This window comes from Microcoleus sp. PH2017_12_PCY_D_A (genome assembly GCF_020738565.1).
Taxonomy (GTDB): Bacteria; Cyanobacteriota; Cyanobacteriia; order Cyanobacteriales; family Microcoleaceae; genus Microcoleus.
This window is the reverse complement of the sequence record NZ_JAEQCI010000029.1, coordinates 77,620-101,083: the sequence shown is the minus strand read 5'-3', so window position 1 is coordinate 101,083 and position 23,464 is coordinate 77,620. Positions and strand designations below refer to the sequence as shown.

The 23,464-nt window shown below is 46.8% G+C and carries 21 protein-coding genes; 10 read left to right on the top strand and 11 right to left on the bottom strand.

Going from position 1 to position 23,464, the window contains the following annotated elements; translation table 11 throughout:
- Positions 1-364: 364 nt before the first annotated feature.
- Together JGK39_RS08800 and JGK39_RS08795 are read right to left on the bottom strand one after the other, a co-directional pair.
- On the bottom strand, positions 365-1,129 hold the full coding sequence (locus JGK39_RS08800; RefSeq protein WP_293250828.1) for a methyltransferase domain-containing protein: 765 nt from the start codon (positions 1,127-1,129) through the stop codon (positions 365-367).
- Between the two features lie 96 nt (positions 1,130-1,225).
- A complete protein-coding gene (locus JGK39_RS08795) occupies positions 1,226-1,714 on the bottom strand; it encodes a GNAT family N-acetyltransferase (RefSeq protein ID WP_293250826.1) in 489 nt (162 codons plus the stop codon).
- Positions 1,715-1,825: 111 nt separating this feature from the next.
- Between JGK39_RS08795 and JGK39_RS08790 the strand changes: the two genes are divergently transcribed.
- Positions 1,826-2,716, top strand: a complete 891-nt coding sequence (locus tag JGK39_RS08790) for a LysR family transcriptional regulator (RefSeq protein WP_293250824.1) — start codon at positions 1,826-1,828, stop codon at positions 2,714-2,716.
- A gap of 90 nt (positions 2,717-2,806) precedes the next feature.
- Here JGK39_RS08790 and JGK39_RS08785 read toward each other — a convergent pair whose 3' ends face one another.
- The 4 genes from JGK39_RS08785 to JGK39_RS08770 form a co-directional block, all read right to left on the bottom strand.
- The gene (locus JGK39_RS08785; RefSeq protein ID WP_293250822.1) at positions 2,807-4,213 is read right to left on the bottom strand and encodes a family 2B encapsulin nanocompartment shell protein; all 1,407 of its coding nucleotides are present in this window, start codon (positions 4,211-4,213) and stop codon (positions 2,807-2,809) included.
- A gap of 353 nt (positions 4,214-4,566) precedes the next feature.
- Positions 4,567-5,976 (bottom strand): family 2B encapsulin nanocompartment shell protein, encoded by a 1,410-nt coding sequence (locus JGK39_RS08780; RefSeq protein ID WP_293250820.1) that lies wholly within the window; start codon positions 5,974-5,976, stop codon positions 4,567-4,569.
- Between the two features lie 155 nt (positions 5,977-6,131).
- The gene (locus JGK39_RS08775) at positions 6,132-7,922 is read right to left on the bottom strand and encodes a hypothetical protein (protein ID WP_293302347.1); all 1,791 of its coding nucleotides are present in this window, start codon (positions 7,920-7,922) and stop codon (positions 6,132-6,134) included.
- A 159-nt stretch (positions 7,923-8,081) separates the two neighbouring features.
- Positions 8,082-8,237, bottom strand: a complete 156-nt coding sequence (locus tag JGK39_RS08770) for a hypothetical protein (RefSeq protein ID WP_293250816.1) — start codon at positions 8,235-8,237, stop codon at positions 8,082-8,084.
- A 146-nt stretch (positions 8,238-8,383) separates the two neighbouring features.
- Here JGK39_RS08770 and crtE point away from each other — a divergent pair, with 146 nt between their 5' ends.
- Together crtE and JGK39_RS08760 are read left to right on the top strand one after the other, a co-directional pair.
- Positions 8,384-9,313 carry a geranylgeranyl diphosphate synthase CrtE gene (crtE, locus tag JGK39_RS08765; protein WP_293250942.1) on the top strand — a complete coding sequence of 310 codons (930 nt, stop codon included), beginning with the start codon at positions 8,384-8,386 and terminating at the stop codon, positions 9,311-9,313.
- A gap of 14 nt (positions 9,314-9,327) precedes the next feature.
- Entirely contained in the window at positions 9,328-9,786 is a 459-nt protein-coding gene (locus tag JGK39_RS08760; protein ID WP_293250814.1) for a divergent PAP2 family protein, read from the top strand.
- Positions 9,787-9,862: 76 nt separating this feature from the next.
- On the opposite strand, the gene JGK39_RS08755 is transcribed toward JGK39_RS08760, so the two are convergent.
- Positions 9,863-10,366 carry a YbjN domain-containing protein gene (locus tag JGK39_RS08755; RefSeq protein WP_293250812.1) on the bottom strand — a complete coding sequence of 168 codons (504 nt, stop codon included), beginning with the start codon at positions 10,364-10,366 and terminating at the stop codon, positions 9,863-9,865.
- Positions 10,367-10,653: 287 nt separating this feature from the next.
- Entirely contained in the window at positions 10,654-11,565 is a 912-nt protein-coding gene (locus JGK39_RS08750; RefSeq protein ID WP_293250810.1) for a ferritin-like domain-containing protein, read from the bottom strand.
- A gap of 665 nt (positions 11,566-12,230) precedes the next feature.
- Between JGK39_RS08750 and JGK39_RS08745 the strand changes: the two genes are divergently transcribed.
- A complete protein-coding gene (locus JGK39_RS08745) occupies positions 12,231-12,632 on the top strand; it encodes a fasciclin domain-containing protein (protein WP_293250939.1) in 402 nt (133 codons plus the stop codon).
- A 92-nt stretch (positions 12,633-12,724) separates the two neighbouring features.
- Here the strand turns inward: JGK39_RS08745 and JGK39_RS08740 are convergent, their stop codons facing one another.
- Positions 12,725-12,901, bottom strand: a complete 177-nt coding sequence (locus JGK39_RS08740; protein WP_293250808.1) for a hypothetical protein — start codon at positions 12,899-12,901, stop codon at positions 12,725-12,727.
- Between the two features lie 102 nt (positions 12,902-13,003).
- Here JGK39_RS08740 and JGK39_RS08735 point away from each other — a divergent pair, with 102 nt between their 5' ends.
- The 6 genes from JGK39_RS08735 (at position 13,004) to JGK39_RS08710 (ending at position 20,839) form a co-directional block, all read left to right on the top strand.
- The gene (locus JGK39_RS08735; protein WP_293250806.1) at positions 13,004-14,155 is read left to right on the top strand and encodes a GTP-binding protein; all 1,152 of its coding nucleotides are present in this window, start codon (positions 13,004-13,006) and stop codon (positions 14,153-14,155) included.
- 322 nt (positions 14,156-14,477) lie between these two features.
- Complete coding sequence (gene dtd, locus JGK39_RS08730; RefSeq protein ID WP_293250804.1) at positions 14,478-14,933, top strand: D-aminoacyl-tRNA deacylase; 456 nt, start codon at positions 14,478-14,480, stop codon at positions 14,931-14,933.
- Positions 14,934-15,505: 572 nt separating this feature from the next.
- Positions 15,506-16,741, top strand: coding sequence for a HetZ-related protein (locus JGK39_RS08725; protein WP_293296006.1), 1,236 nt, complete (start codon positions 15,506-15,508; stop codon positions 16,739-16,741).
- Positions 16,742-16,754: 13 nt separating this feature from the next.
- Complete coding sequence (locus JGK39_RS08720) at positions 16,755-16,922, top strand: hypothetical protein (protein ID WP_293229160.1); 168 nt, start codon at positions 16,755-16,757, stop codon at positions 16,920-16,922.
- Positions 16,923-17,560: 638 nt separating this feature from the next.
- Positions 17,561-20,032, top strand: a complete 2,472-nt coding sequence (locus tag JGK39_RS08715; protein ID WP_293250798.1) for a bifunctional serine/threonine-protein kinase/ABC transporter substrate-binding protein — start codon at positions 17,561-17,563, stop codon at positions 20,030-20,032.
- Positions 20,033-20,119: 87 nt separating this feature from the next.
- On the top strand, positions 20,120-20,839 hold the full coding sequence (locus JGK39_RS08710) for a PHP domain-containing protein (RefSeq protein ID WP_293250796.1): 720 nt from the start codon (positions 20,120-20,122) through the stop codon (positions 20,837-20,839).
- Positions 20,840-20,979: 140 nt separating this feature from the next.
- On the opposite strand, the gene JGK39_RS08705 is transcribed toward JGK39_RS08710, so the two are convergent.
- Together JGK39_RS08705 and JGK39_RS08700 are read right to left on the bottom strand one after the other, a co-directional pair.
- On the bottom strand, positions 20,980-22,089 hold the full coding sequence (locus JGK39_RS08705; RefSeq protein ID WP_293296008.1) for a HEAT repeat domain-containing protein: 1,110 nt from the start codon (positions 22,087-22,089) through the stop codon (positions 20,980-20,982).
- A 132-nt stretch (positions 22,090-22,221) separates the two neighbouring features.
- The gene (locus JGK39_RS08700) at positions 22,222-23,388 is read right to left on the bottom strand and encodes a CO2 hydration protein (RefSeq protein WP_293250792.1); all 1,167 of its coding nucleotides are present in this window, start codon (positions 23,386-23,388) and stop codon (positions 22,222-22,224) included.
- Positions 23,389-23,464: the final 76 nt, after the last annotated feature.

Here is a 23,464-nt window from a genome sequence, read left to right as displayed (position 1 = left end):
CGCACTGCGCACCCTACATATAGAGGTTATGTGATTTATTCAGGTAAGCTGCGCACTGCGCACCCTACATATAGAGGTTATGCGATTTATTCAGGTAAGGTGCGCACTGCGCACCCTACTACTACTACATATAGAGGTTATGCGATTTATTTAATACCAAATTCGATGAATGAAACCACAAATGACGGACGAATATAATTCGCTACCATACAGGCTAATTCTGCCGCCTACGCCGACTATTAGACAAGATTGCAAAAGTTTTTAATCAATTTTTGGGACGCTGCTCAAAGCCCATCCCACAAGAATAAAAAGTTGTGGGATGGGCTTTGAGCAGCGTCCTTCCTAGCTATTTGGGGAATCTGGTCTATTTCTTGACAGCAACAACGCGAATTCGGCGATAATCTGCACTCCAATTACCATCGCGGTAAAGGGCGGGACGCAAACATTCTTCAACTCGATCGATTGCGCCCGATCGCACGAACGGTGACAAACCCGACAAAAACCCGCCTGCAAACATCTCAATCCAATTTACCATACCAGCGCTACCGCCTTCTAGAGGAGTCGGGCGATCGAACAAAACCGCATAACCCACATCAAAACCGTGGTTTTCCAGCAGCAGAGCATACTCACCAATACTCGGAAAATACCAAGGATTAAGCGATTCAGGCTCCTTCAAGCCAAATTCCGACAAAACGCTCAAAAGCGCGCGGGCGATCGCCCCCACATTCCCCTTACCGCCAAATTCAGCCACAAAACGCCCTCCCGGCTTCAGCGCTTTTTCCACGCAATTAATTACAGCATCCGGCTCTTTAATCCAGTGCAAAACCGCATTAGAAAACACAGCATCTAACGGCTCTTCCACGTGAAAATTCCTGCCATCCGCCACCGCAAAATTAATATCAATATAATTAGATTTAGCAGTAGAAATCATAGCCAAAGAAGAATCAATACCTTGCACAAAAGCACCACTTTCAGCAATCTTTGCAGTTAACTGTCCCGTACCGCAACCTAAATCTACAATGCGCTCTCCAGCCTTCGGAGCAAGTAATTTTAACAGCGATTCGCCATATTGCCAAACAAAAGCGTGCTGCTCTTCGTAAAGAGCTGTGTTCCAAGATTGTTGTGACATGATAATTACCCTAAATCTGCCTTCTCTGTCTTCTCTTTCTCTGTGTTCTCTGTGTTCTCTGCGGGAAAAAAAATCTTTTTCACAAAACCAATCAAATTATGTATTAGCGAGTTGGGCGATCGTACTTGCATCCATCCGACAAACCCTAATATTTTCCAAAATCCGCGCTCCCTGCTTCTCATAAAAAGCAACTCCCGCTGAATTTTTAGCATTAACAGTCCATTCAATTCGCCCGCAATTTGTGGATTCAGCAATTTGTGCCAAATGTTTCAACAAAGCTGTACCGACTCCCATACCGCGCAGGGGAGCTTGCACAAATAAATCATCAAGCCACAGACAAGGCTGGGTCAACAAACTTGAATAGGTAGCATAAAACATCGCAAATCCTACAGCAGTGCCTGCAACTTCAGCCAATACTACCCGCACTAGCGGAGGTTGACTAAATAAAGCTTGCTGCAATTGATCTGCGGTTGCTGCCAACAAATCTTTCGCTCCATCGAATTCGCTTTTTTGCGCGATAAAAGTCAGAATTAGTTCCAAGTCTGCAAGTTCGGCTTCTCTAATTTTTGTATCCAAATTAGCCATTATTTAAATCTCAACTTCGACTATTAATCACTGTATTAAATACCATCATTAATGTCCAATATCTTTTCAACTAACAACTTATACTTTTAAAATATTAATGATTGGGAAGCTATGGAACTGCGACATTTGCGTTACTTTATTGCCGTTGCACAGGAACTGAATTTCACTCGCGCAGCGGAAAGACTGCACATGGCTCAACCTCCGCTAAGCCAACAAATTCAGCATTTGGAGGCGGAATTGGGCTTTCAACTGTTTCGCCGCACGAAGCGGACTGTTGTGCTCACGGAAGCGGGACAGGTTTTTTTTGAGGAATCACAGAAAATTTTGCAGCAAGTCGATCGCGCCATTCTACTCGGCAAACAGACAAGTCGCGGCGAACTCGGCCAACTCACTGTAGGCTTTGTGAGCTCCGCTGCACACAATGTAGTTCCAGCCATCTTGCAGGCGTTTCGCACTCGGTTTCCCGCCGTCAAACTCGAACTGCACGAACTCACAACCAACGAACAGTTGCAGCGGCTGCGGGAAGGGCGCATTGATATCGGCTTCGTGCGTCCGCCGATCGAGGAAGATGGCATAAATTCCGAAATCGTTTTTCGAGAACCTCTGATCGTGGCGCTGCCAGAAACGCATCCTAAGGCAGATTCACGCGCTGTTGTGGAATTGCGCGAACTTTCTGCCGAACCGTTCATCTTATTTCCCCGTTCCCTCGCTCCAGGATTGTACGATCCGATCGTCAGTCTGTGTCAGCAAGCCGGTTTTAGCCCGATCTGCGGTCAAGAAGCGATTCAAATGCAGACAATTATCAGCTTGGTAGCAGCCTCCATGGGGGTGGCGATCGTCCCCGCATCGATGCAAAATTTCCAGCGCAGCGGGGTTGTTTACAAAGAGTTACAAGAACCAAGTCCGATCGTCTCCATTTCTCTGATTTGGCTGAGTCATCCCACAGAGGCGGTGCTACGGTTTTTGGAGACAGCCAGAGACTTATCAAGTCTTCAATATTAGCGATTAGAGGCGTACCGATCGATCGGCCACGGTAAAAGTCGGCGCGATCGACCTTAATCACTCATCGATTAATCCCAACCGGAATCCCTCCTAGCGCCCGATTTCAACATCTTCAACGATACCAAGCGCGTCAGGTACTAGCACGGCTGCGGAGTAATATGCAGTAACAAGGTAGGACATAATGGCCTTTTCACTAATACCCATAAATCTAACAGATAGACCTGGTTGGTATTCGTCAGGTATCCCCGTTGGCTGTAAACCGATCGCGCCCCCATCTTCCTCACCAGTACGCATCACAAGGATAGAACTGGTTTGGTTCTTGGTGATGGGTATCTTATTACAAGGAAGAATAGGTACACCGCGCCACGCAATAACTTTACTTCCGTCCATGTCGATGTTTTGTGGATAGATGCCCAAGCGGTTACACTGCCGGCCGAAGGCTGCAATAGTGCGGGGATGGGCTAGGAAGAACTTAGACTTTCTACGGCGGGTAAGCAGTTCATCGAGGTCATCAGGTGTGGGAGGGCCGCTGCGGGGGTGAAGACGCTGTTTAAGGTCAGCATTGTGCAGTAAACCAAATTCACGGTTGTTGATCAACTCATATTCTTGACGTTCCCGCAATGCCTCAACAGTCAGCCGCAATTGTTGTTCCATCTGATTCATCGGTTCATTATACAAATCAGCAACGCGAGTATTTATCCTTAACACAGTTTGGGCAATACTTAACTGATATTCGCGGGGGGAGAGTTCGTAGTCAACGAAAGTCCCTGGTAATTGAGTTTCTCCAGTATGTCCCGAAGATAAAGCAATGGCGGCTTCACCCTGCTTATTCTGCGGTAATTGTGCGCGAGTTATGACTCGATCGATATGAGCCTGCAAAGCGGCCGACTGGTTAAGCACTTCCCGAAACGCCTGTTGTGGTAGCGCTAATACAGTGCATCGGGTGAGGGCCTTAACGGTAAACTTCCAACTGCTTTGAGACGCGACTAAAACCTCATCGCCAAAACGATCGCCATCGGCTAACGCGCCCAATAAAGGTTCTTCTTCGTATTTGGCAATACCAAATTTATTAACTTTACCATGAGCAATTAGGAAAAGCCGATCGGCCCGCTGACCTGACTGCACTATGATGTCATCGGGTGCGAACTCCTGTTGTACAAACCGATTGGCCAAAGCGGTCAACACTTCAATATCATCAAACCCTCGCAGCAAGGGCAATTCACAAAGTTTTTGAGGAATTACCTGCACAGTCGCGCCTGTATTGGTGAAAGTAACTCTCCCATCACCTACGGTATAGGTCAACCGACGGTTCACCCGATAAGTACCACCTTTGATCTGCACCCACGGCAACATCTTCAACAACCACCGCGAGGTAATTTCCTGCATTTGCGGTGCAGATTTGGTTGTCGTCGCCAAATTACGGGCTGCGGCTGTACCTAAACTCAGTTGAGGTTGCTGACCTTCAACTTCCAAACTCGAATCATTAGAATATGTCATTACCTCATCCTTTACTTACTAACAAAAATACCCGCTCTAATAGGTGATATCGTCATGTCCGGTCTATCGACCACTATAAAATTGGTTCGTAGTGCGGACTTAAGTCCGCAACAAGCGAGCGGACTTAAGTCCGCACTACAAACGGTTTTTTATGGTAATCGACCGGACATGATATGAGAGCTTAAGGCGATTTTTTTGTCAATAATTACTGTATTTAACGCTTAAAAGAGAGCGTAATTACCGATCGACAAAAATCATTTACCTTAACCTCTCAGCACCAATAGACCTCTCCAAATAAGCAAGTTTTGAACAGGCAGGATGCCTGTTCCACAATAAATATGGTCGAGGTCTAATTAACGACCGACTTCTACATCTTCGAGGATGCCGAGGGCGTCAGGTACTAGGACGGCTGCGGAGTAGTAAGCTGTGATGAGATAAGACATAATTGCCTTTTCGCTGATGCCCATGAAGCGGACAGACAAGCTAGGTTGATATTCGTCAGGGATACCAGTTTGATGTAAACCGATAACGCCTTGTTTTTCAAGACCTGTGCGGAGTAAGAGGATAGAACTGGTGCGGGTATTTGTGATGGGGATCTTGTTGCAGGGAAAGATCGGTACACCACGCCAAGCCGGAACTTGTTGGCCGCCCATGTCAATGCTTTGTGGATAGATCCCTATGCGATTGCACTCGCGAGCAAAGGCAGCGATCGTGCGGGGATGAGCCAGGAAGAATCCTGGGTCTTTCCATACCGTAGCCAGCAATTCGTCCATGTCGTCCGGCGTAGGTGCGCCACTGCTGCTGTAGATGCGTTGTTTGAGGTCAGCGTTATGCAGCAACCCAAATTCGGGGTTGTTGATCATTTCGTGTTCTTGACGTTCCCGTAATGCCTCAACAGTCAGACGCAATTGTTGCTCGGTCTGATTCATCGGTTCATTGTACAGATCCGCAACGCGGGTACTGATCCGCAACACGGTTTGGGCAATGCTCAAATCATATTGGCGGGGTGAAAGGTCGTAATCTACGAAAGTACCAGGTAACTCAGTCTCGCCGCGATGACCCGCAGATACATTAATAGCAGCTTCACCTTCTGTAGTTTGTGGCTGGCACAGGAGGGAACGGAACTTATCAACCTGAGTTTGTAAAGCTTCGGACTGGTTAAGGATTTGCTCAAACGCCTGTTGAGGTAATGCTAATACAATACATCTGGTAAGAGCTTTGAGGGTATACTGCCAGGTGTCTTGAGACTCTACCAGAGACTCATCGCCGAAACGATCGCCATCAGCGAGTACATCTAAAACAACCTGCTCGTCATACTTGCCAAGACCAATCTTGTTAACTTTACCACGGGCGATCAATAATACTCGATCGGCTGCTTGACCTATTTCAACGATCGTGTCCCCGGCGGCGTACTCTTCCTGCACAAACTGCTTCGCCAACGCAGTTAAAACTTCCGTGTCCTCAAACCCTCTCAGCAATGGCAACTCAGTAAGTTCTTGGGGAATTACTTGTACAGTTGCGCCAGTATTTGTGAAAGTAATTCTCCCATCACCTACGGTATAACTTAAACGACGGTTAACTCGATATACACCACCCTTTGTTTGCACCCACGGCAAGAGTTTCAACAACCACCGCGAGGTAATTTCCTGCATCTGCGGTACAGATTTGGTGGTCGTCGCCAAATTACGGGCCGCTGCTGTACTTAAACTCAACTGAGGCTGCTGATTCTCAACATCTGAACCCGAATCATTGGAATAGGTCATAAACTAATTCTTCACTTTCTAGTTACTCAAAAAACAACTTGGTTTTACTTGACCGAATGGCGAGCGACAAAAACCGAAGTCAACAAGACAGATTGTCTTGTAAAAATAGACAATCGAATTGTATCTTTGACAAAAAGATACAATTCGATTGAAATTTACCGATTATTTGCAACAGGATTGTCCGAACCGACCAACGAGCTGATCTGTGTCGCCGAAGTACCTAGCCCATTGAGGATACCAAACAACTGTTTTGGGGAAATAATTGACTCAGCATTCTCGACGATCGGCATTGACTGAATGCTCTCCCGATCAGTCTCAGGTATAGATGGCATTCCAATGTTTGCCGCCGAAGTACCTAGCCCATTGAGGACACCAACCAACTTTTTGGGGGAAATAATTGACTCAGCATTCTCGATCGGTATACATGGTCTTCCAATCCGTGCCGCCGAAGTCCCTAGCCCGGTGAGACCGGCTCCCCCAATGCCTTCGGATAGGGTAATGCCCGGGATCGCGGGCGCCGGTCGATCGACGACGTAGCGACCGGATGTGTGCTCCCACTCGTTGTCCCCGGCCACCAGATCGTGCAGACCTTGGAGGTAGCGCCGGAGGACGACCCGGCCCGCGTCGTCGAGGACGTCGTCGATGTCGGGGACCTGTTGCTCCAGGCGGAGGAAGCGCTCGAAGCGCGTGTGGGTCATCTGCCGGAGCTTCTCGATCGCCTCCAGCCGAGAATACCCCTCCTGGTTCTCGAGGATCAGGAGCAGGTTGTTGTCGGTGTCGCCGGCCGCTTCCTCTTTCTCCGCGGACACCAGGTCGTTCGTGATGCTGACGATCTCGGCCGCGAGCTGCCGGAGCTCATACATCACGGGCATGTGCCAGGCCTCGGACGGCAGCTCGAATCCGGCGACTGACTCGATCAGATCGCACAGCACGGGGCTCGAGGTGGTCGCGACGCGCTGCCGGAGGTGGCTCTCCGCGTCCGGCCTGCGCTCGTGGGCGCGGTTGACGACCTCTCCGAGCTGGCCGATCAGGTATTGCTTCCAGTGGTAGGCCGCGCGCTGCCTCCACGCGGGCGACATGTGCCGGCTGCTGCGCTGCCAGATGTCGGCGAAGGCCAGCGCGACCGGGTACGAGGCCCGCGTCACTGAGCCTTCGGGCAGATCCAAGATCTCGATCAGATTACCGATCGCCTTGGCGGAGACGCTCGGAGCCCGGCCGAGCTCGCCATCGAACTGATCGTCGAACGGGGCGAAGTACCATCCCATCAGATCGGCCACGAGGGCCACGCCGTCGGCGGTGCCATCCGGATAGAACCAGGCGGCGCACTCCGCGAGCTTCCAGTCGCGGTACTGCCGCTCGTTGGCCTCGGGATCCTTGACGAGCCTGAGTTCCACCATCCAGGACAGGGCGTGGGCGCGCGCCGATTCGAGGTGCGGACTCTCCCGCAACGGCCAGGGGCAACCAAAATTGATGTCCTGCAATCGAGGTTGTATCTGGCTGGGCAATGGCTTACCCGCGCGGACGTCACATCCCGCTCGGCTGACACGCGTAACCGCGCTGCCAAGCCCTACCGGTCTTATGATAAACTGATTCATTGGGCCTCCTAAAATGATAAAAAATTGTTTTTTCGCACCAATCATGTCTTGACTGCATTTGTAGATTTCCAAGAAACGATCGTCAAAAAAGAATACCCACACATACCAGTCTGTTACTAAATCTAATTCCGTACCTGGTGTATCTGGATGAGTATAAGCGCAAAGCAAGGCGTAGTCATGGGCATCGAATTTGCGTTCGTCCCAAATAGGCTGGCCTTGGGCTTCTTCTTTTGAGCCAAGTATGCCCATCTCGTAGGCCCATGCTTTGGAATGAACTCGCGCGGCTTCCAGGTTTGGGTTCAGCCGCGCGGGCCAAGGCATATAAAATTCTGGCAGTTTAAAGGGTTGCATGATCTACCGTAAGCTTCTACTGAGTATTGTTGCTATTTTTTGCTGACGAACGGCCGCTCTGTGGCGGTTGGCGAGCCTTCTCGCAGCCCTGGCCACGTCCCATATGTGGTTTGTTTGTGATTTTACTCTAGGCTAGTTTATATCCACGGTAGCGCCCGACTAAATAAAATTTAACAAAATACTTTGGTGAAGCAGGGCGAGCGATCGCACATCTCCTGACTGCTCAGAAAAGCAGATGCTCGCCCGAATCTGTTCCGGTGTCAACAACTTCATATCCCAACCCTCAAGCAAAACTAAATCCTTGACATTCACCACACTGCAATAAGTTTCTGTGCAAAAACACCCGTAGAATGATTAAATTGAGTCTCAGATTTCGATCGATCGCCCCCCTAAAAGTCGGCGCGATCGACCCGAATAAATCAAAGTATCCTTTCGTCACATTCAGTACAAGAGAGCAAGGGATGGTATTTGCAGCAACAGAAATGGATTCGTCTCAACCGGAATCCGCTTTCGACTTATCTACTTACCTAGTCGAACAGAAAAAGGCGATAGAGGTAGCTCTCGACAGTGCGATCCAGGTCATCTACCCAGAGAAAATTTACGAAGCCATGCGCTACTCACTGCTAGCAGGGGGCAAACGGCTTCGTCCGATCCTGTGTCTTGCAGGGTGCGAAATCGCCGGTGGCACTTCCCAAATGGCAATGCCCACAGCTTGCGCTTTGGAAATGATCCACACCATGTCGCTAATTCACGACGATTTGCCCGCAATGGACAATGATGACTACCGGCGCGGCAAACTGACAAACCACAAAGTCTACGGCGAAGATATCGCCATTTTGGCCGGCGATGGTTTGTTGAGCTATGCTTTTGAATTTATCGCCACTCAAACTCAGAACGTACCCCCCCAACAGGTGTTGCAGACGATCGCCCATTTGGCGCGCGCGTCCGGCGCTCCTGGACTCGTAGGCGGTCAGGTACTTGACCTGGAATCGGAAGGATTGAAAGATGTTTCTATAGAAACTTTGACCTACATTCACGCTCACAAAACCGGCGCGCTGTTAGAAGCCTGCGTGGTTTGTGGGGCAATTCTGGCTGGCGCGTCGGCTGCGGATTTGCAGCGTTTGTCTCGTTTTGCCAAGAATATTGGGCTGGCTTTCCAGATAATTGATGACATTCTGGATATTACTGCTACTGCCGAAGAATTGGGCAAAACCGCTGGCAAAGATGTTCAAGCCGGAAAGGTGACTTATCCTAGTTTGTGGGGAATTGAGGAGTCAAGGCGTCAAGCTAAACAACTTGTTGCTGATGCTAAGGCTCAATTGACAGTGTTTGGGAATAAAGCCCAACCGCTATTGGCGATCGCCGATTTTATTACCAGCCGCAGTAACTAGAAATACTAAAGAATATGCAGGAAATTTGCAGCGGCATCTTAAACAATCATGTACTGATAGTTGCTTTGATCGCTTGTCTGTCGGCTCAAATCATTAAATTGCCGATCGAATTAATCAAAAATCGCAAGTTTAATTTGCGGTATTTAGTAACAACTGGCGGAATGCCCAGCTCTCACTCATCTTTTGTGGGCGCTTTGGCTGCGGGAGTCGGACAAACGATGGGATGGGAAAGTCCAGAATTTGCGATCGCAGCCATTTTTGCAATTATTGTCATGTACGACGCTGCTGGAGTCCGCCAAGCAGCAGGCAAGCAAGCTCAAATCCTCAACCAAATTATTGACGAGTTTTTTGAGGAAGACCACAACTTTAATGAGGCTCGCCTGAAAGAGTTGCTGGGACACACTCCTTTTCAAGTGTTCGTCGGTTTGGGGCTGGGAATCGCTATTTCTTGGATCGCAGGGCCTGCATATTAGTTACTGGTTATTAGTTATTGGTTATTGGTTGTTACAATCAACAACTAACAAAGAACAACTAACAACCAACTAATAACTACTGACCAAATTCAGCTTGCAGTAAGTCGTCGTTGTCATCGGCGATGGTGGCGACAATAGTAATCACCCGAGAAATTTCCCCGGTGGAGATTTCGGCTATCGTCCGAGTCGATACTACCGCAACTTGGTTGTCAACGATCGCAAAATGAGATTCTAAAGTAGCCAGCCAATTCATTTCTAGCAGTTTCCGCATTAATTCAGCTTCATTCTTTGCCGGCAACTGAAGCACAAAAGCCCAAACAGTCAAAGTGTCATTTTCGGTTTCGCCCGTGAGTTGCACGAACACTTCAACGCTGCCGTACTTAAATTTCCAAAGATGTCCGCCAGCTTCATTTTGACCGACCATCACTTTTTGGTCTACAGCCATGCTGGCAATCACAGTTTCAATTTCTTCGGCATAGCTCACTGCTGTGGCTTTTTCGACCTGCTCGGAGGCGATCGCGCTTTCGCTAGATAGGCTTTCTGCGGAAGCTGTTTGTAGGTTCGGCTCGCTGTTAGTCATGGTTGTGATTTGACGGACACTTTTCCACTAATCAGTGTACTTCCTACAGGTTGAGATTGTAGATTTAAAATCTTGGATTCGCCCAGAGTATCAGAAACCCCGTTTCTCTAGTTTTGTTGCATCCGAGAAACCCAGAAACCGGGTTTCTCTCCACAGACTCAGCATCAAAGCCCAAATCTCCAGAAACCCGGTTTCTCGCGGCCGCTTTGCATCCGAGAAACCCAGAAACCGGGTTTCTCTCCTCCAGACTCAGCATCAAAGCCCAAATCTCCAGAAACCCGGTTTCTCTAGCTTTGTTGACTCGGCTTAGTCGCGGCCGGCTTCTTCTGGGTATTATTCATGCCATTGAGGAACATCGGCACAAATTTCTCCACAAAGGCCTGCGGGTCTCGGTTCCAGGCCCGTTGAGCTACATCGACTCTGGTCATTTGCAAATCGGGGGCGAGCAAGGTTGCCGGCAAGCGTTCCATCAGATATTGCGGGCGTTCCCACATGGGCATCGTGTTAGCAATGTCCACGAGACGGGTGACGCGACGCAGTTCTGCTCCCAGCATGATATCCATTCCCGATGCAAATGCTGCTTGTTCGATCGCCGCATACTTGCGTTTCGCCTGTTCCACCTTCTCGCGGTGTGCCGGACTCTTCGCAGCAATTGCACCCAGCCAGCGGTTGCCCCAGCGGACGTGACCAGCTTCTTCGGGAAAAATCTTTTCGATGGTTTCGCGGATTTTGACGTTTTCGTCGGTTTGGGGAGCATTTTTGAGGGCGTGGATGTGCGCTGAGAAATACTCGCATCCCCGCTTCTCGGTGACATTAATCGCCGCTAGGGAAGAAATTACAAAATCTTCGCGGTCTTTGGTAGGGTCTTTTTGGTCGCTGTCGAGCAACCTTTCAAATTCGTCAATGTAGGAGACTCCCGGCGGCGTTCCTACCTTCTCGCCGATGTCTACCAGCAAGTCGGTAAGCCACATGGCGTGTCGCGCTTCGTCCGAGATATGCCGGGAAAGATCCCGCACGAGTTCGGCCGGTTCGCCGTCTAGCTGTTCGATCAAGTCGGTGAGGTCTTTGCAACTGCGCTGTTCGCTGAAGCGGTAGCGGTTGAGGGTGATCAGGTGGATTTCGCGATCGCGCACCACTTGACTTAAAATCTCGCGCGCTCCCATACCGTTGCGTAGCTTGCGGGGATAGGCAACTGTCATGCTTTTATGTTGTTTTGTAAAGATACCTATATAAGTGTAACGCAGTTTTTTGGACAACCAATTGCCTCACCAGGCAGAAAGTTTTTGTCAGCTTTTGGCAAAGATCGATAGTTGAATGTTTTGCCAAGGAATGAGAATTAAATAATTTACACATATTTGTGGGATGGGCGGGAGAGCCCGTTCTTTCTGGACGGGCTCTCCCGCCCATCCCACAAGAACAATTAAAATTGTAAGTTATTTAATTTGCGATCCCAAGTTAGTCAAAATGTCGATCGCCCTGCATTGACGTTTCACACTGCGCCTGGACGATCGGCTTATTAATGTATTTAGGATCGCATTGTTTTGACTTTAAGATACCCTAAAACATAGAATTTTTCATCTACCTTTATACAGGTATTTACTAACTTATTTATATAAAGATATTTGGCTATTTATATCAGAAAAACTGACCCAAAAAAAGGAAAATTTAGGATGAGGTATTCACCAATTCATTAGCAATTACAAAATTACAAAATTACAAAATCCCCGAATCGCCCAATCCTCCAATCCTCCAATCCCCCAATCTAAAATCTAAAATTCTTCAATTCTTTAATCTAAACTTGTACCTCATCTTTCTGAGAAGTGCTATATATTGATTTACGGAATACAAAACCTAGGTGACTCACTTGGCTGACATCGTTGATACCGCCGTTTCGGCAGGCTCTTTTACAACCCTAGTTGCTGCCGTGCAAGCTGCTGGTTTAGTAGATACTCTCAAAGGCGCCGGCCCTTTCACAGTTTTTGCACCTACAGACGATGCTTTTGCTAAGCTTCCCGCAGGTACTGTAGAAGCACTGCTTAAGGACATTCCTAAGCTCACAAAAATCTTGACTTATCATGTCGTTTCTGGCAAAGTTATGGCTGCTGATGTAGTCAAGCTGAAATCTGCCAAGACAGTTGAAGGTTCTGAAGTTAAAATTGATGCTTCCAACGGCGTCAAAATTAATGATTCTACCGTTACAACAGCCGACGTTGCTGCTGATAATGGCGTCATCCACATCATCGATGCAGTCTTGCTTCCTGGGTAAGCACAGATAAAGAATAGTGCAATACTATCTTGAGGGCGGTGGCTGTTGTGAGCCACCGCCCTGTTTTAATTGATAGTTAAAAAATAAAGATTTTACGCAACTCGATCGTAAAAACCATGATAGAGCAGGGGGAATTGGTCGATCGCACTTGCGTCCGTCTGCCCCAAATTTGTCGCCGCTGGATTTACCAGAAAAACAGGCAGTAAGCCAATAGCCTTCGTACTCTGGGGCCAATTTGCGGTGGATGCGTAGATGCGATGCCGCCCCACCCACAATTTCTGCCCGAAACCGGGTTGATGGGGCCTCGGCTTAAATAAGATACAATAAGAACCACAAGAAAAGTGCGATCGACATTATTTGACAGTCAAGCTATGCAATCTACAACTCAGTCCGAGACAGAAACGGCGATGGACGCTCCCAAACACGGATTGCCCGTTACAATCATTACAGGATTTCTCGGCAGTGGTAAAACAACCCTGCTCAACCATATCCTGACCAACCAGCAAGGTTTGAAAACAGCAGTTTTGGTCAATGAATTTGGTGAAATCGGCATCGACAACGAACTGATTGTCACCACCGATGACAACATGGTCGAGCTCAACAACGGCTGCATCTGCTGCACGATTAATGAAGATTTGGTTAATGCAGTTTACAAAGTTTTAGAACGTCAAGAAAATCTCGATTATCTAGTAGTCGAAACCACCGGTCTCGCCGACCCGCTGCCAGTAGCTCTAACTTTTTTAGGGACAGAACTGCGCGATATGACCCGTCTAGATTCGATAGTTACAGTAGTAGACGCAGCCAACTACAGCTTAGATTTGTTCAACTCAGAAGCAGCCTACAGTCAAATAGCTTATGGCGATATTATTATCCTCAACAAAACAGATTTGGTTGAAGAAGCAGATTTAGATTTGTTGGAAGTTAAAATTCGCGATGTCAAACAAGGTGCTCGAATTCTGCGAACGGTAAAATCGCAAGTTCCCCTACCTCTAGTCCTCAGCGTCGGATTGTTTGAATCTGACAAATATTTCCAATCTGAGGAAACTCCTAGCAGTCACGACCATCACGATCACGGTCATCACGACCATCACGACCATCACGATCACGGTCATCACGACCATCACGACCATCACGACCATCACGACCATCACGACCACAGCCATCACGATCACGCCCATCACGATCACTCCGGTCATTTAGACAATGACGGATTTACCTCAATTTCTTTCCAGAGCGACAAGCCGTTTTCTCTGAGGAAATTTCAATATTTCTTAGACCACCAAATGCCTACAAACGTATTTCGTGCGAAAGGGATTATGTGGTTTGAAGAAAGTCCGAAACGGCATATATTTCACTTGAGCGGCAAGCGGTTTTCAATGGATGACGACCAGTGGAAAGGTGAGCCGAAAAACCAGCTTGTTCTGATCGGTCAGGGTTTGGATACCGAGACTTTGCGATCGCAAATAGAAAACTGTCTCTGTATGCCTGCACCCGATCGCGGCAAAGGTTTTGGGAAAAACTGAACCTTTAAAAAGCCGAGAGACTTGGCTGCGAAAACCAAGATATAAAGGTTTGTAGTGAGGACTTTAGTCCTCTGATAATGCGGACTAAAGTCCTCACTACAAACCAATGTTAATTATGGTCTTTTAAGGGGACATGATATTACTCTTAAAAAGGACTTACGCACGAGTGGCCAGAAACCGGGTTTTTTACCAAAAAACTGTATCAATGCCTTTAATGCTGGTAAAAAACCCGGTTTCTATAGTATTGATGCGTCGAGGACTGTTAAAAAAAGAAGTTTACCTTTTCCTTGTGAGTTTTTAATTTAAATATTTCTGATTTCCCATGCGAGTAATCATCCAGCGAGTCAAATCATCTCAAGTTGAAGTTAACGGTGAAATTGTCGGCAAAATTGGCCGCGGACTCAACTTGCTTGTAGGTATTGCGGACACAGACACCGAAGCAGAACTCGACTGGATGGCTCGCAAATGCCTAGAATTGCGTTTATTTCCCGATTCAGCCAGCGACGGCGGGCGCTGGGACAAGTCCGTACAAGACATCGGCGGCGAGTTGCTGGTTGTCAGTCAGTTTACGCTGTACGGCGACTGTCGCTCATGTCGGCGCCCTTCGTTCCATCGCTCTGCCGCCCCAGAAGCCGCCGAAAAACTTTATGAGAAATTTGTCAAAAAGTTGCGCCACAGCGGCTTAAAAGTCGAAACAGGTTCGTTTGGAGCCATGATGCAAGTCTCTATAGATAATGACGGCCCAGTCACTTTGGTGTTGGAAAGAGAATCGGCGTGAATTGTTGGCAGACAGGCGAAGCGGTGCGCGATGCACACCCTACTTTTCCGATCTTCCTTCGCGTCCTTTGCGTCTTCGCGGTTCGTTCAAAAAAAGCCGTTGCCCGTTTTACTAAGAGCAAATTTCTAAATTCACCGGGTTTCCCAACTGCTGTAGCGTAGGTTCTGAAGACATTGCAGTTCGCTACATTCTGCCGAGTCTCAATTCCGCAATCTCCGACGCCGAAAACCCCCTCAAAAGGCCAGTTGGTAAATTGTCCACTCAGCGGCCCCGGAACACCGTCAATCTTTGTCGCGATCGCCCTACCCGAAATACAGTTCAGAATGCTTGTACAGTAAGGCTTTAAGGGTAATAAAATCAATCTTCCACAGCCAGCGCTTAGAATCAGAAACAGCAGCCAAAAACTGTTGCATGAGAGAGTGGAACACTCGCATCACTGTGCCTATCTGTATTTCCTTATATTCAATACATAGAGAGTTGAATCAGCCGTGCCAAGCGAAACCGCCAGCCACTGCCGCCTCGCTCCCTGAAAAATGTCCTCGCACGCTGTGCGCTACCACCAGATAAACGCCATGACTGTCAAAACTGCCACCCCTGTTCACTGCAACACCGCTTCTAACCTCAATTTCATTCCGGCCGCCTCCACCGAACAAACCGCCGAAATCAATACAGTTTCCAGCATCGATGTCCTGGCTTTAGCTGAATTCGCGCTCAAAGAATTGGAAGCTGAAATGAAAACTGCCAGCCGCAGCGCTCAAACAGTGGCGATGCGGATTGCTAAGGAAGTCGAACGGATTTGCCAAAAAAGCGATCGCATCCAAGTTTCCGGCGAAGTTGAAGCTTGGCAAATCACCTTGGCCGAGCACCGGTTGCAAAAAACTCTGGAATTCTACCGCCTCGGTTCCAAACAAGGCCGCGTCCAACTGCACTCTCACCTCGCATCGATGATTTACCGTCATGTTGCTTCGTTTCGATCGAACTTGAACTTCCAAGCTCGCTACAACATGATTGAAGACTTTTTGCAAGGCTTTTACATCGAAGCTTTACGGGCTTTCCGCCGCGAACACCAACTGGATCTCAACTACACTCCCCGCACCCAGATTGAATTGGCTGAGTACATGGCTTTCACCGAACAATACGCCAAGCGCCAAATCGGTTTACCGGGCCGCAACCGCCAACGCCTGATCGTGCTGCGCGCTCAAGGATTTGCTAAGGGCCAACCTCCTGAAACTGCGATCGACATTGAAATGGCTGTAGAATCCGGCAAGGGAGAAGATGCAGAAATCTACAGCCGTTCTCCGGCGCTGCAACAAGTCCGCGAACAAATGGTTTCGGAAACTGTCGATCCGGCTGATGCTGTGTTGCGCGATCGAGTAGTCACCGAATTGATCGCCTATCTGGAAGCTCAAAATCAGCCCGAATGCGTGAACTACTTGACTTTAAAATTGCAAGATCTTTCGGCTTCAGAAATCGATCGAGTTCTCGGTTTGTCCTCCCGCCAGCGCGACTACCTGCAACAACGGTTTAAGTACCACGTCGAAAAATTTGCCCGCACTCAAAACTGGAAACTCGTCCACGAATGGCTGGGTGCTGATGTCGATCAAAAGCTGGGCATGACTTCAGACAAATGGGAAGATTTTCGCGCTCAACTGTCGCCCGAACAACAACAACTGTTAGCAATGAAGCGGAATCAAGAATGCGACAAGGCGATCGGCACTGCACTCAAATGCACCCCCAAACAAGTCCAAAAACGCTGGGCACAACTGTTGGATCTGGCAAGCCAGACTCGCAACAGCACTCAAGCTTAACGGGTGATCCAACATGAACGCAAGTGTTTTATTGAGATTGGAAAATGCGATCGGGTGCGGCACCGGAACCGGAATGCCCGCCCCGCAGTCCGCTCTCAAATCTACCAGCGCTGCTCAATTATCACCCAAATTATCGCCGCTTCCCGGGAAATTCAATTTATTAAAACAACATTATTTGTAATATTTTTTCTTCCCAGCTTATGCCTGGGAATTTGTTTTTTATAGGAATCATTATCATATTTTATGTAATAAAAAAAGGTAAAAATGGTTCGTAGTGAGGACTTCAGTCCTCATAAAAATCCGAGGACTGAAGTCCTCACTACGAACTTATAAAGATGATTTTACCAGAGGTGAGGTCAGTACCATTTTTTTAAAATCGTGCAACACTCTTCGACCCCCCCTAGCCCCCCCGCTGTATTGCGGGGGAAGAATACTGTTGCATTCTTTTTTTAAATTGGTATTAACAGCGACGCACCCGATCGACAGGGTCAGTGTAAACAAACATAATATTTATTGTGTAGCATTTTTTTGTCAAAATAGTATCACAAACTGACGCACCTGACTAATATCGTGGCAGTGCATCAGTATCTAATCTCAGACTAGGAATTGAAATATTTCTCAAACTCACCTACCCTACAGATAAATACCTACAAATAAATAATTAAAAAAATTGCTTAATGAATGAGGAATTGCTGACAGTTATATTTTTTTTGACATACACCCACATAAATTTGATATACTGCCAAGCTGTATCTGGTAACAAAAAAGCTTATAATCAACATCAAAGACCTCAGCCAGTCAACAGGTGTTGGAAAATATATGTGTCTCAAGTCAGGGCATATCCTCCACGAAAACTACAAAATTATCAAGGAATTGGGACGGGGAGGGTTTGCGATCACCTACAGGGCTAACGATCTAGCCAAACCCGGAAATCCCGAGTGCGTTGTTAAGGAAATTCCTTTTCCTTCATCGAACGATCCGCGCGTCTTGCAGAAGGCAAGGATGCGATTTGAAAAAGAAGCTAGCGCTTTGTACCGTCTCGGCAATCACCCGTGCATTCCCGAATTATTCGCTTTTTTTGAAGAAAATGACCATTTTTACTTAGTTCAAGAATACATTAAAGGAAATCAGCTCAAGGAAGAACTCACTCCAGGTAAACAGTGGATGGAGGAGGAGGCGATCGCCTTGTTGCGAGAAATTCTGGAAATTTTACAGTTTGTCCATAAAGAAAATATTATTCACCGCGATATTACACCTTCTAACTTAATTCGGCGCGAAGCAGATAAAAAACTTGTTTTAATTGATTTTGGGGCTGTCAAAGAAATCAGCACTTTGACGGCTGACTCTACAGGTAAAATATTCACATCGCAGGCGATCGGCACCAGCGGTTATATGCCGGCCGAACAATCCAACGGGCGTAAAGCTCAACCTTATAACGATATTTACGCCCTAGGAGCGATCGTCATTCAAGCTCTAACTGGGCAGCATCCTAGAGATCTCCCGGAAGATCCCAAGACTTGTGAAATTATCTGGGATTACTCGATGCACAATCGACAGACTTTACAAGTTAGCGATCGTCTAAAAAATATTCTTAATAAAATGGTTCGCTACCACTTTAAAGATCGCTACCAATCTGTGACTGAGGTTTTGGAAGAGTTGCACGCGATGCGATCGCCTCCACCACCCGAAACAAAACCTCATAAAGCGATCTCGCCCCTGCCAGCTAACCCAGGGCCTCAGTCACCAAAACCTGAGCGGGTGTTGCGAGATCGCTTTCGGTGGCTGCTGTTAGGTGTTGCGGTAATTGCGGCAGGGGCGATCGTAATTTCAATCCCCAAAATTTACCCGCTAATCCCCAGAATTTCCCAGCCACAAACGCTACCTACACCCTCCCCAGATGGTGTAAGTTCTGGCGAAAAACTTCTAGTGCAAACCTCCGCCCTTTGGTCAAAACAAAGGGGAATCAATGAGTTTGCCGAAGCCAATTATTCTGAAGCTTTAAAATTGCTCAAACAGTCCTGGCGAGAAGACCGCAGAGACCCAGAAACTTTAATTTACATGAACAATGCCCTGCTCAAAGCAATCAATGCAGAGTATTATACCATCGCAATTGTTGTTCCCATCCGCAGAAATCAGGACGGTAGCATTGTCAACGCAGATTTAGCCGAAGAACTGCTGCGAGGTCTTGCTCAAGCTCAAACTGAAGTTAATTTAGGTCTCCTCGTTGCAAATAACAGCAATAAAGATTTTCCCGGTCAAGGCTTTCTCGAACCAAAAGCTATTAGGAAAAAAGGTCTCAGAATCATCATCGCGGATGACGGCAATATCAAATCCTACGCAAAGCAAAGGGCAAATTACCTAGTCACTCAGCCCGATATTTTAGCCGTCATCGGACACTACACCAGCGACATGACCGTGGAAACAGTAGATATTTACAATCAAAATAAACTAATCGCCATTTCTCCGGGAAGCACAACAGAAGAACTAACGCGCAAACCTCGGAAATTTTTCTTTCGGACAGCCCCAACAACTAGCAAAGAAGCTGAAGGCTTAGTAAATCAACTGATTAAAGTCGGTGCAAAAAAAGTAGCAGTTTTTTACAATCCCAACAGTCCGTTTAGCGCTTCTTTGTGGGAAGAATTCAAAAAGCAATTTGAAGCCCAAGGAGGTTCTACTTTTAGAACCAGTAATTACGACTTATCTAAAAATGATTTTAACGCCGAAGCAGCAATCAAAGAAGTTGAGAAAGCCGGAATAACAGCCCTAGCTGTCTTTCCAGACGGTCAAGTTACTAAGGCTGGAGAAAATGCGATCGAAATGATTAAAATCAACAACAATCGCAATTGGATGGTCGGCCCTTGGACTCTGTACGATCCGAGAACTTTAAAAGCAGTAAAACAGCTAAAATCTGTTGAAAAACTCGCCGTATCCGTGTTTTGGCATCCGTTAATCAGTTTTGATAAAAAGTTTCCAGTTAATGCTGAAAAATTGTGGGGAGGCCCGGTCAATACTCGATCGGCTTTAACCTACGACGCCGCTAAAACCCTGATTAAAGCCTTAGAAATACAGCCCGAACCCAGCCGCGAAGGAATGCAACAAACCTTAGCATCTCCTGGCTTTAAAGCCGACGGAGCCACGGGTATAATTGAGTTTGACTCGACAACTGGAAATCGGAAAAACCCTCCTAAAGCCTTAGCGCACATTGTTCCGTGTGCTAGAGAACAATTTGGCCTTACCTTTGTGCCGATCGAATTTCCGACAGCCGCCGCCGCAGGTTTAAAATGTGACTAACGCTTTGCAGTGCCTGTAGCAGCCCCCAACATTTAAAGAAAAAATTAGATATAGTTAACAAAGCTAGTTTTTTTTATAATAATGCTTATGACTGTCAATCTCGCTCCCTCAACAAGTTCTAGCCTCAAACCAGAAGCCCAGAATATCTCAGCACTCAAACAAGTCTTGCAGACGATTGATGCCGATAGCTGTCCGGGTTCCTATAACTTCCACATGCACACAGTTTGCTCCGACGGGCGATTGAAGCCAGAGAAGTTGATGGAACAAGCCATAGCAGGTGGTCTCAAAGGCTTAGCTATCACCGACCACCACAGCACCAAAGGCTACGTTCAAGCTCAAATTTGGCTGGATAATTGGAAATTAAACAATCGCGACAGCAACATCGCAGCGCCGAGTCTTTGGACTGGCGCTGAAATTAACGCTGAATTGCTCAACAACGACGTACACATTCTCGCTTACGCCTTCGATCCGCAACATCCCAGTCTCACACCTTACTTGCGAGGTAAAGGTACTGAAGGCTACGCTTCTTATTCCGCGGCCAGGGTAATTGAAGCGATTCAGGAAGCCGGAGGTTTAGCGGTTCTAGCACATCCTTGCCGGTATCGATCGATCGCAGATAAACTAATCCCAGAAGCAGCCCGTCTCGGCATTGACGGCGTAGAAATTTACTATGCTTACGGTAATCCCAATCCTTGGAAACCGAGTCCCAAACAAACTGCTTTAGTCAAGGATTTAGCTGAAACCTATGGTTTGTTGGGAACTTGCGGAACTGATTCTCACGGCCCGAGTCTTTTAGTCCGAATCTAGATAGTACAGATGAATTACTCATTAGGTTAAAAGGCAATACGCTTGGGTTAGCGCTTTCAGACAAACTTCATTTCATGAATCTCTGGGAGATGCAGACTTATGAAAAGAAGTCCGATTGTTCTTATCTGAACGGTATTAGGTTAAAAGGGAATTTCTTCATCAATTTCAGGGAATTTGGCAACCAGTTTATCCCAAGCTTGATTTGCCACTTGTTTTACCCTATAATCGCTATCCCGCAAAGCATCAATTAGAGAGTCTACAGCTCTTAAATCTCCGATTTCTCCTAAGGCCCAAACTGCCATTTGTCGAACTCGATTATGGCTATCTTTCAAAGGTTCGATCCAAGGGTCATTTGCTGGTTTATATTTGACCTGACCTAGCGATCTTGCTGCCCAATATTGAGTCATCCAGCTATCGTTTTGTAAAGCAGAAATGAGAGGTTCAACAGCCCCAGCATCGCCTAATTCTCCCAACATCTTGGCAGCTAATTCTTGAATCCATAAATCATCGTAAGTCAAAACTGGTCTTTGTAAAGCCCGAATTAAGAGTTTTACAGTCCTTGGGTCTTTTAGCTTCCTTATATCGGCTGCTATATCTAGAAAGGATTGATAAGACGATAATTCTTGGAGTTTTTCCAGTAGTGAATCTACGATTTCTGAATTGTGTTTGCACCAAATTTGATGAGCTTTTTGATAATCCTTAATTACTGTCCCTGTAAAATCTTCATGTTTACTTATGGAATAAGCCCCTGTTTCATAACACTCTGCTATCGTTGTTATCATGCTGGTGAGGCTGGTATATCGAGCGGTAACTTCATCACCGTCTTTATTATAAGTGAAAATTACCTGACGAGTTTCTTGAGAGCCGTCAATAACTACGTAACCTCCCACTTCTTTTCCTATATAACAAAAAAATATTTCTATCCAACCAGGAGTATTAATATTTCGCGTAGACCAGTTACGCTCGATGAGCTTGTGTCGATATATTTTTATGGCATCTTCTAGAGGATAAAAGCTGAATCCATTAAAAATGTAAGCAACATTTTCTTGTGCGGGACTATCTTCTGAGCCATTTTTCCATTTGTATAAATCGTAAACTTCTTGTGGAAAATGAATCGGCAAGTCCTTAACAAGTTCTTCAATTTCTCTATTAGATAAGCCTGGTTGTAATAATGAAATAGCTTCCGGCTTGTGTTCTTCTAACCATTTTAAAATTCGATGTAAAGCTTGATTCAATGATGTCAAAGTCATTAGAACTCACCCAAGAGCAGCATTGTCAAGAATGATTTTAGTCCTCTTCAGAGGACTTTAGCTTTGAGCAAGGGGTTTAAACCCCTTGCGGACTGACCGGATAAGTGAAAAATATCAGTTGGTTGAATAAAATTACCGTTCCGGGAACAACTGACAAGCCCTGATAGTTGGCTGATTTGCCCAATCTAAGCGAGAAGTGCCAAATCGATCCATCCAACCTTCTAAATAAGCCCGATTAGCCTTTTTTTCCTCAGGATCGGAGGTATTCATGGGATGAGGTGCTAAACCGAAAATAGTCGCTGTCGTCACGCAAAACATCGACTTCTGAAAACTCTGACAAATTTGCACGCGCAAATCGTCTTCGCCGCGACAGCTAGTTCGATAAATTTCGTGCAAATAATCGGGCAGAAAATGCCGCATATCTTGCATCAATTGAGTTGGCGGAATTCCTGCACCTCCTATGGGTAAAGGATCTGCAAACAAAGCCCCGTAGCCAAAATCTCCCTGTTTTTCGGGGATTTGGTGCGCTTGGGCGTTGTAGGAAACTGTGCCAAAAAAAGCTGTTCCTCGAAAGAAAACTGCTTCTACATAAGGTACTGCTACATCTGGTAAAAAGGTCAAGTTAGCTGAGGCTGGAAGGATATCGTAGACTTCGCCGCGTATCTTGACGCTGTAGGTGATTGGTAGGGCTGCGGCGCTTACCAAACCGGCTAAGACGAAATCTACTATCTCTGCGATCGACTTAATTGTACCGGCGTCGTAGCGATCGGACAAATCGATAAATAAATCGCTCATTACCCGCCAAAACTGCCCCAAACCCGTGTAATAAGCCAACATCCGCACTTGTTCGGGTAAAAACTCTGGGAATGCTTTGTGGAGTCCCTGCATCAAAAAGTTGCCTTTTAACTTAGCTGCGATCGCCTTTTCGGCCAAGCTGCTAAATTCCGGGGAATCCAAATAACTGTCCATACCGCCGCCGCCGTGCCAAAGCATTGTTCTCATGCAATACTCGGCATACTCAAAATTAATGCGATCGTGCCACAAATAGCGCATTAATTTCGGCACTGTCACTTCTCCGTTGAAATATTTAAAGAACGGGAAAAGCACTAAAAATTGTTCTTCAGCGATGTAGTTGAGATTGCGAGAATAGGCATCGAGAACTACACCGTAACTTTTGAGAACGCCGACAACTTCTACTACATTCTCCGCCGATTCGGGAAGCAAAGCTTTGCCTGATTCCAAGATGTCAATGTAGGCGGCTAGGGGATGGGAAGAGGGTTTTAATACGGTAGTTGTCATTTGATTTGAACCTTCATTGAATAACTGTTTTATTACCTAGAAATTCAGAATCCAGAGAAAGGTTTGTAGTGAGGAC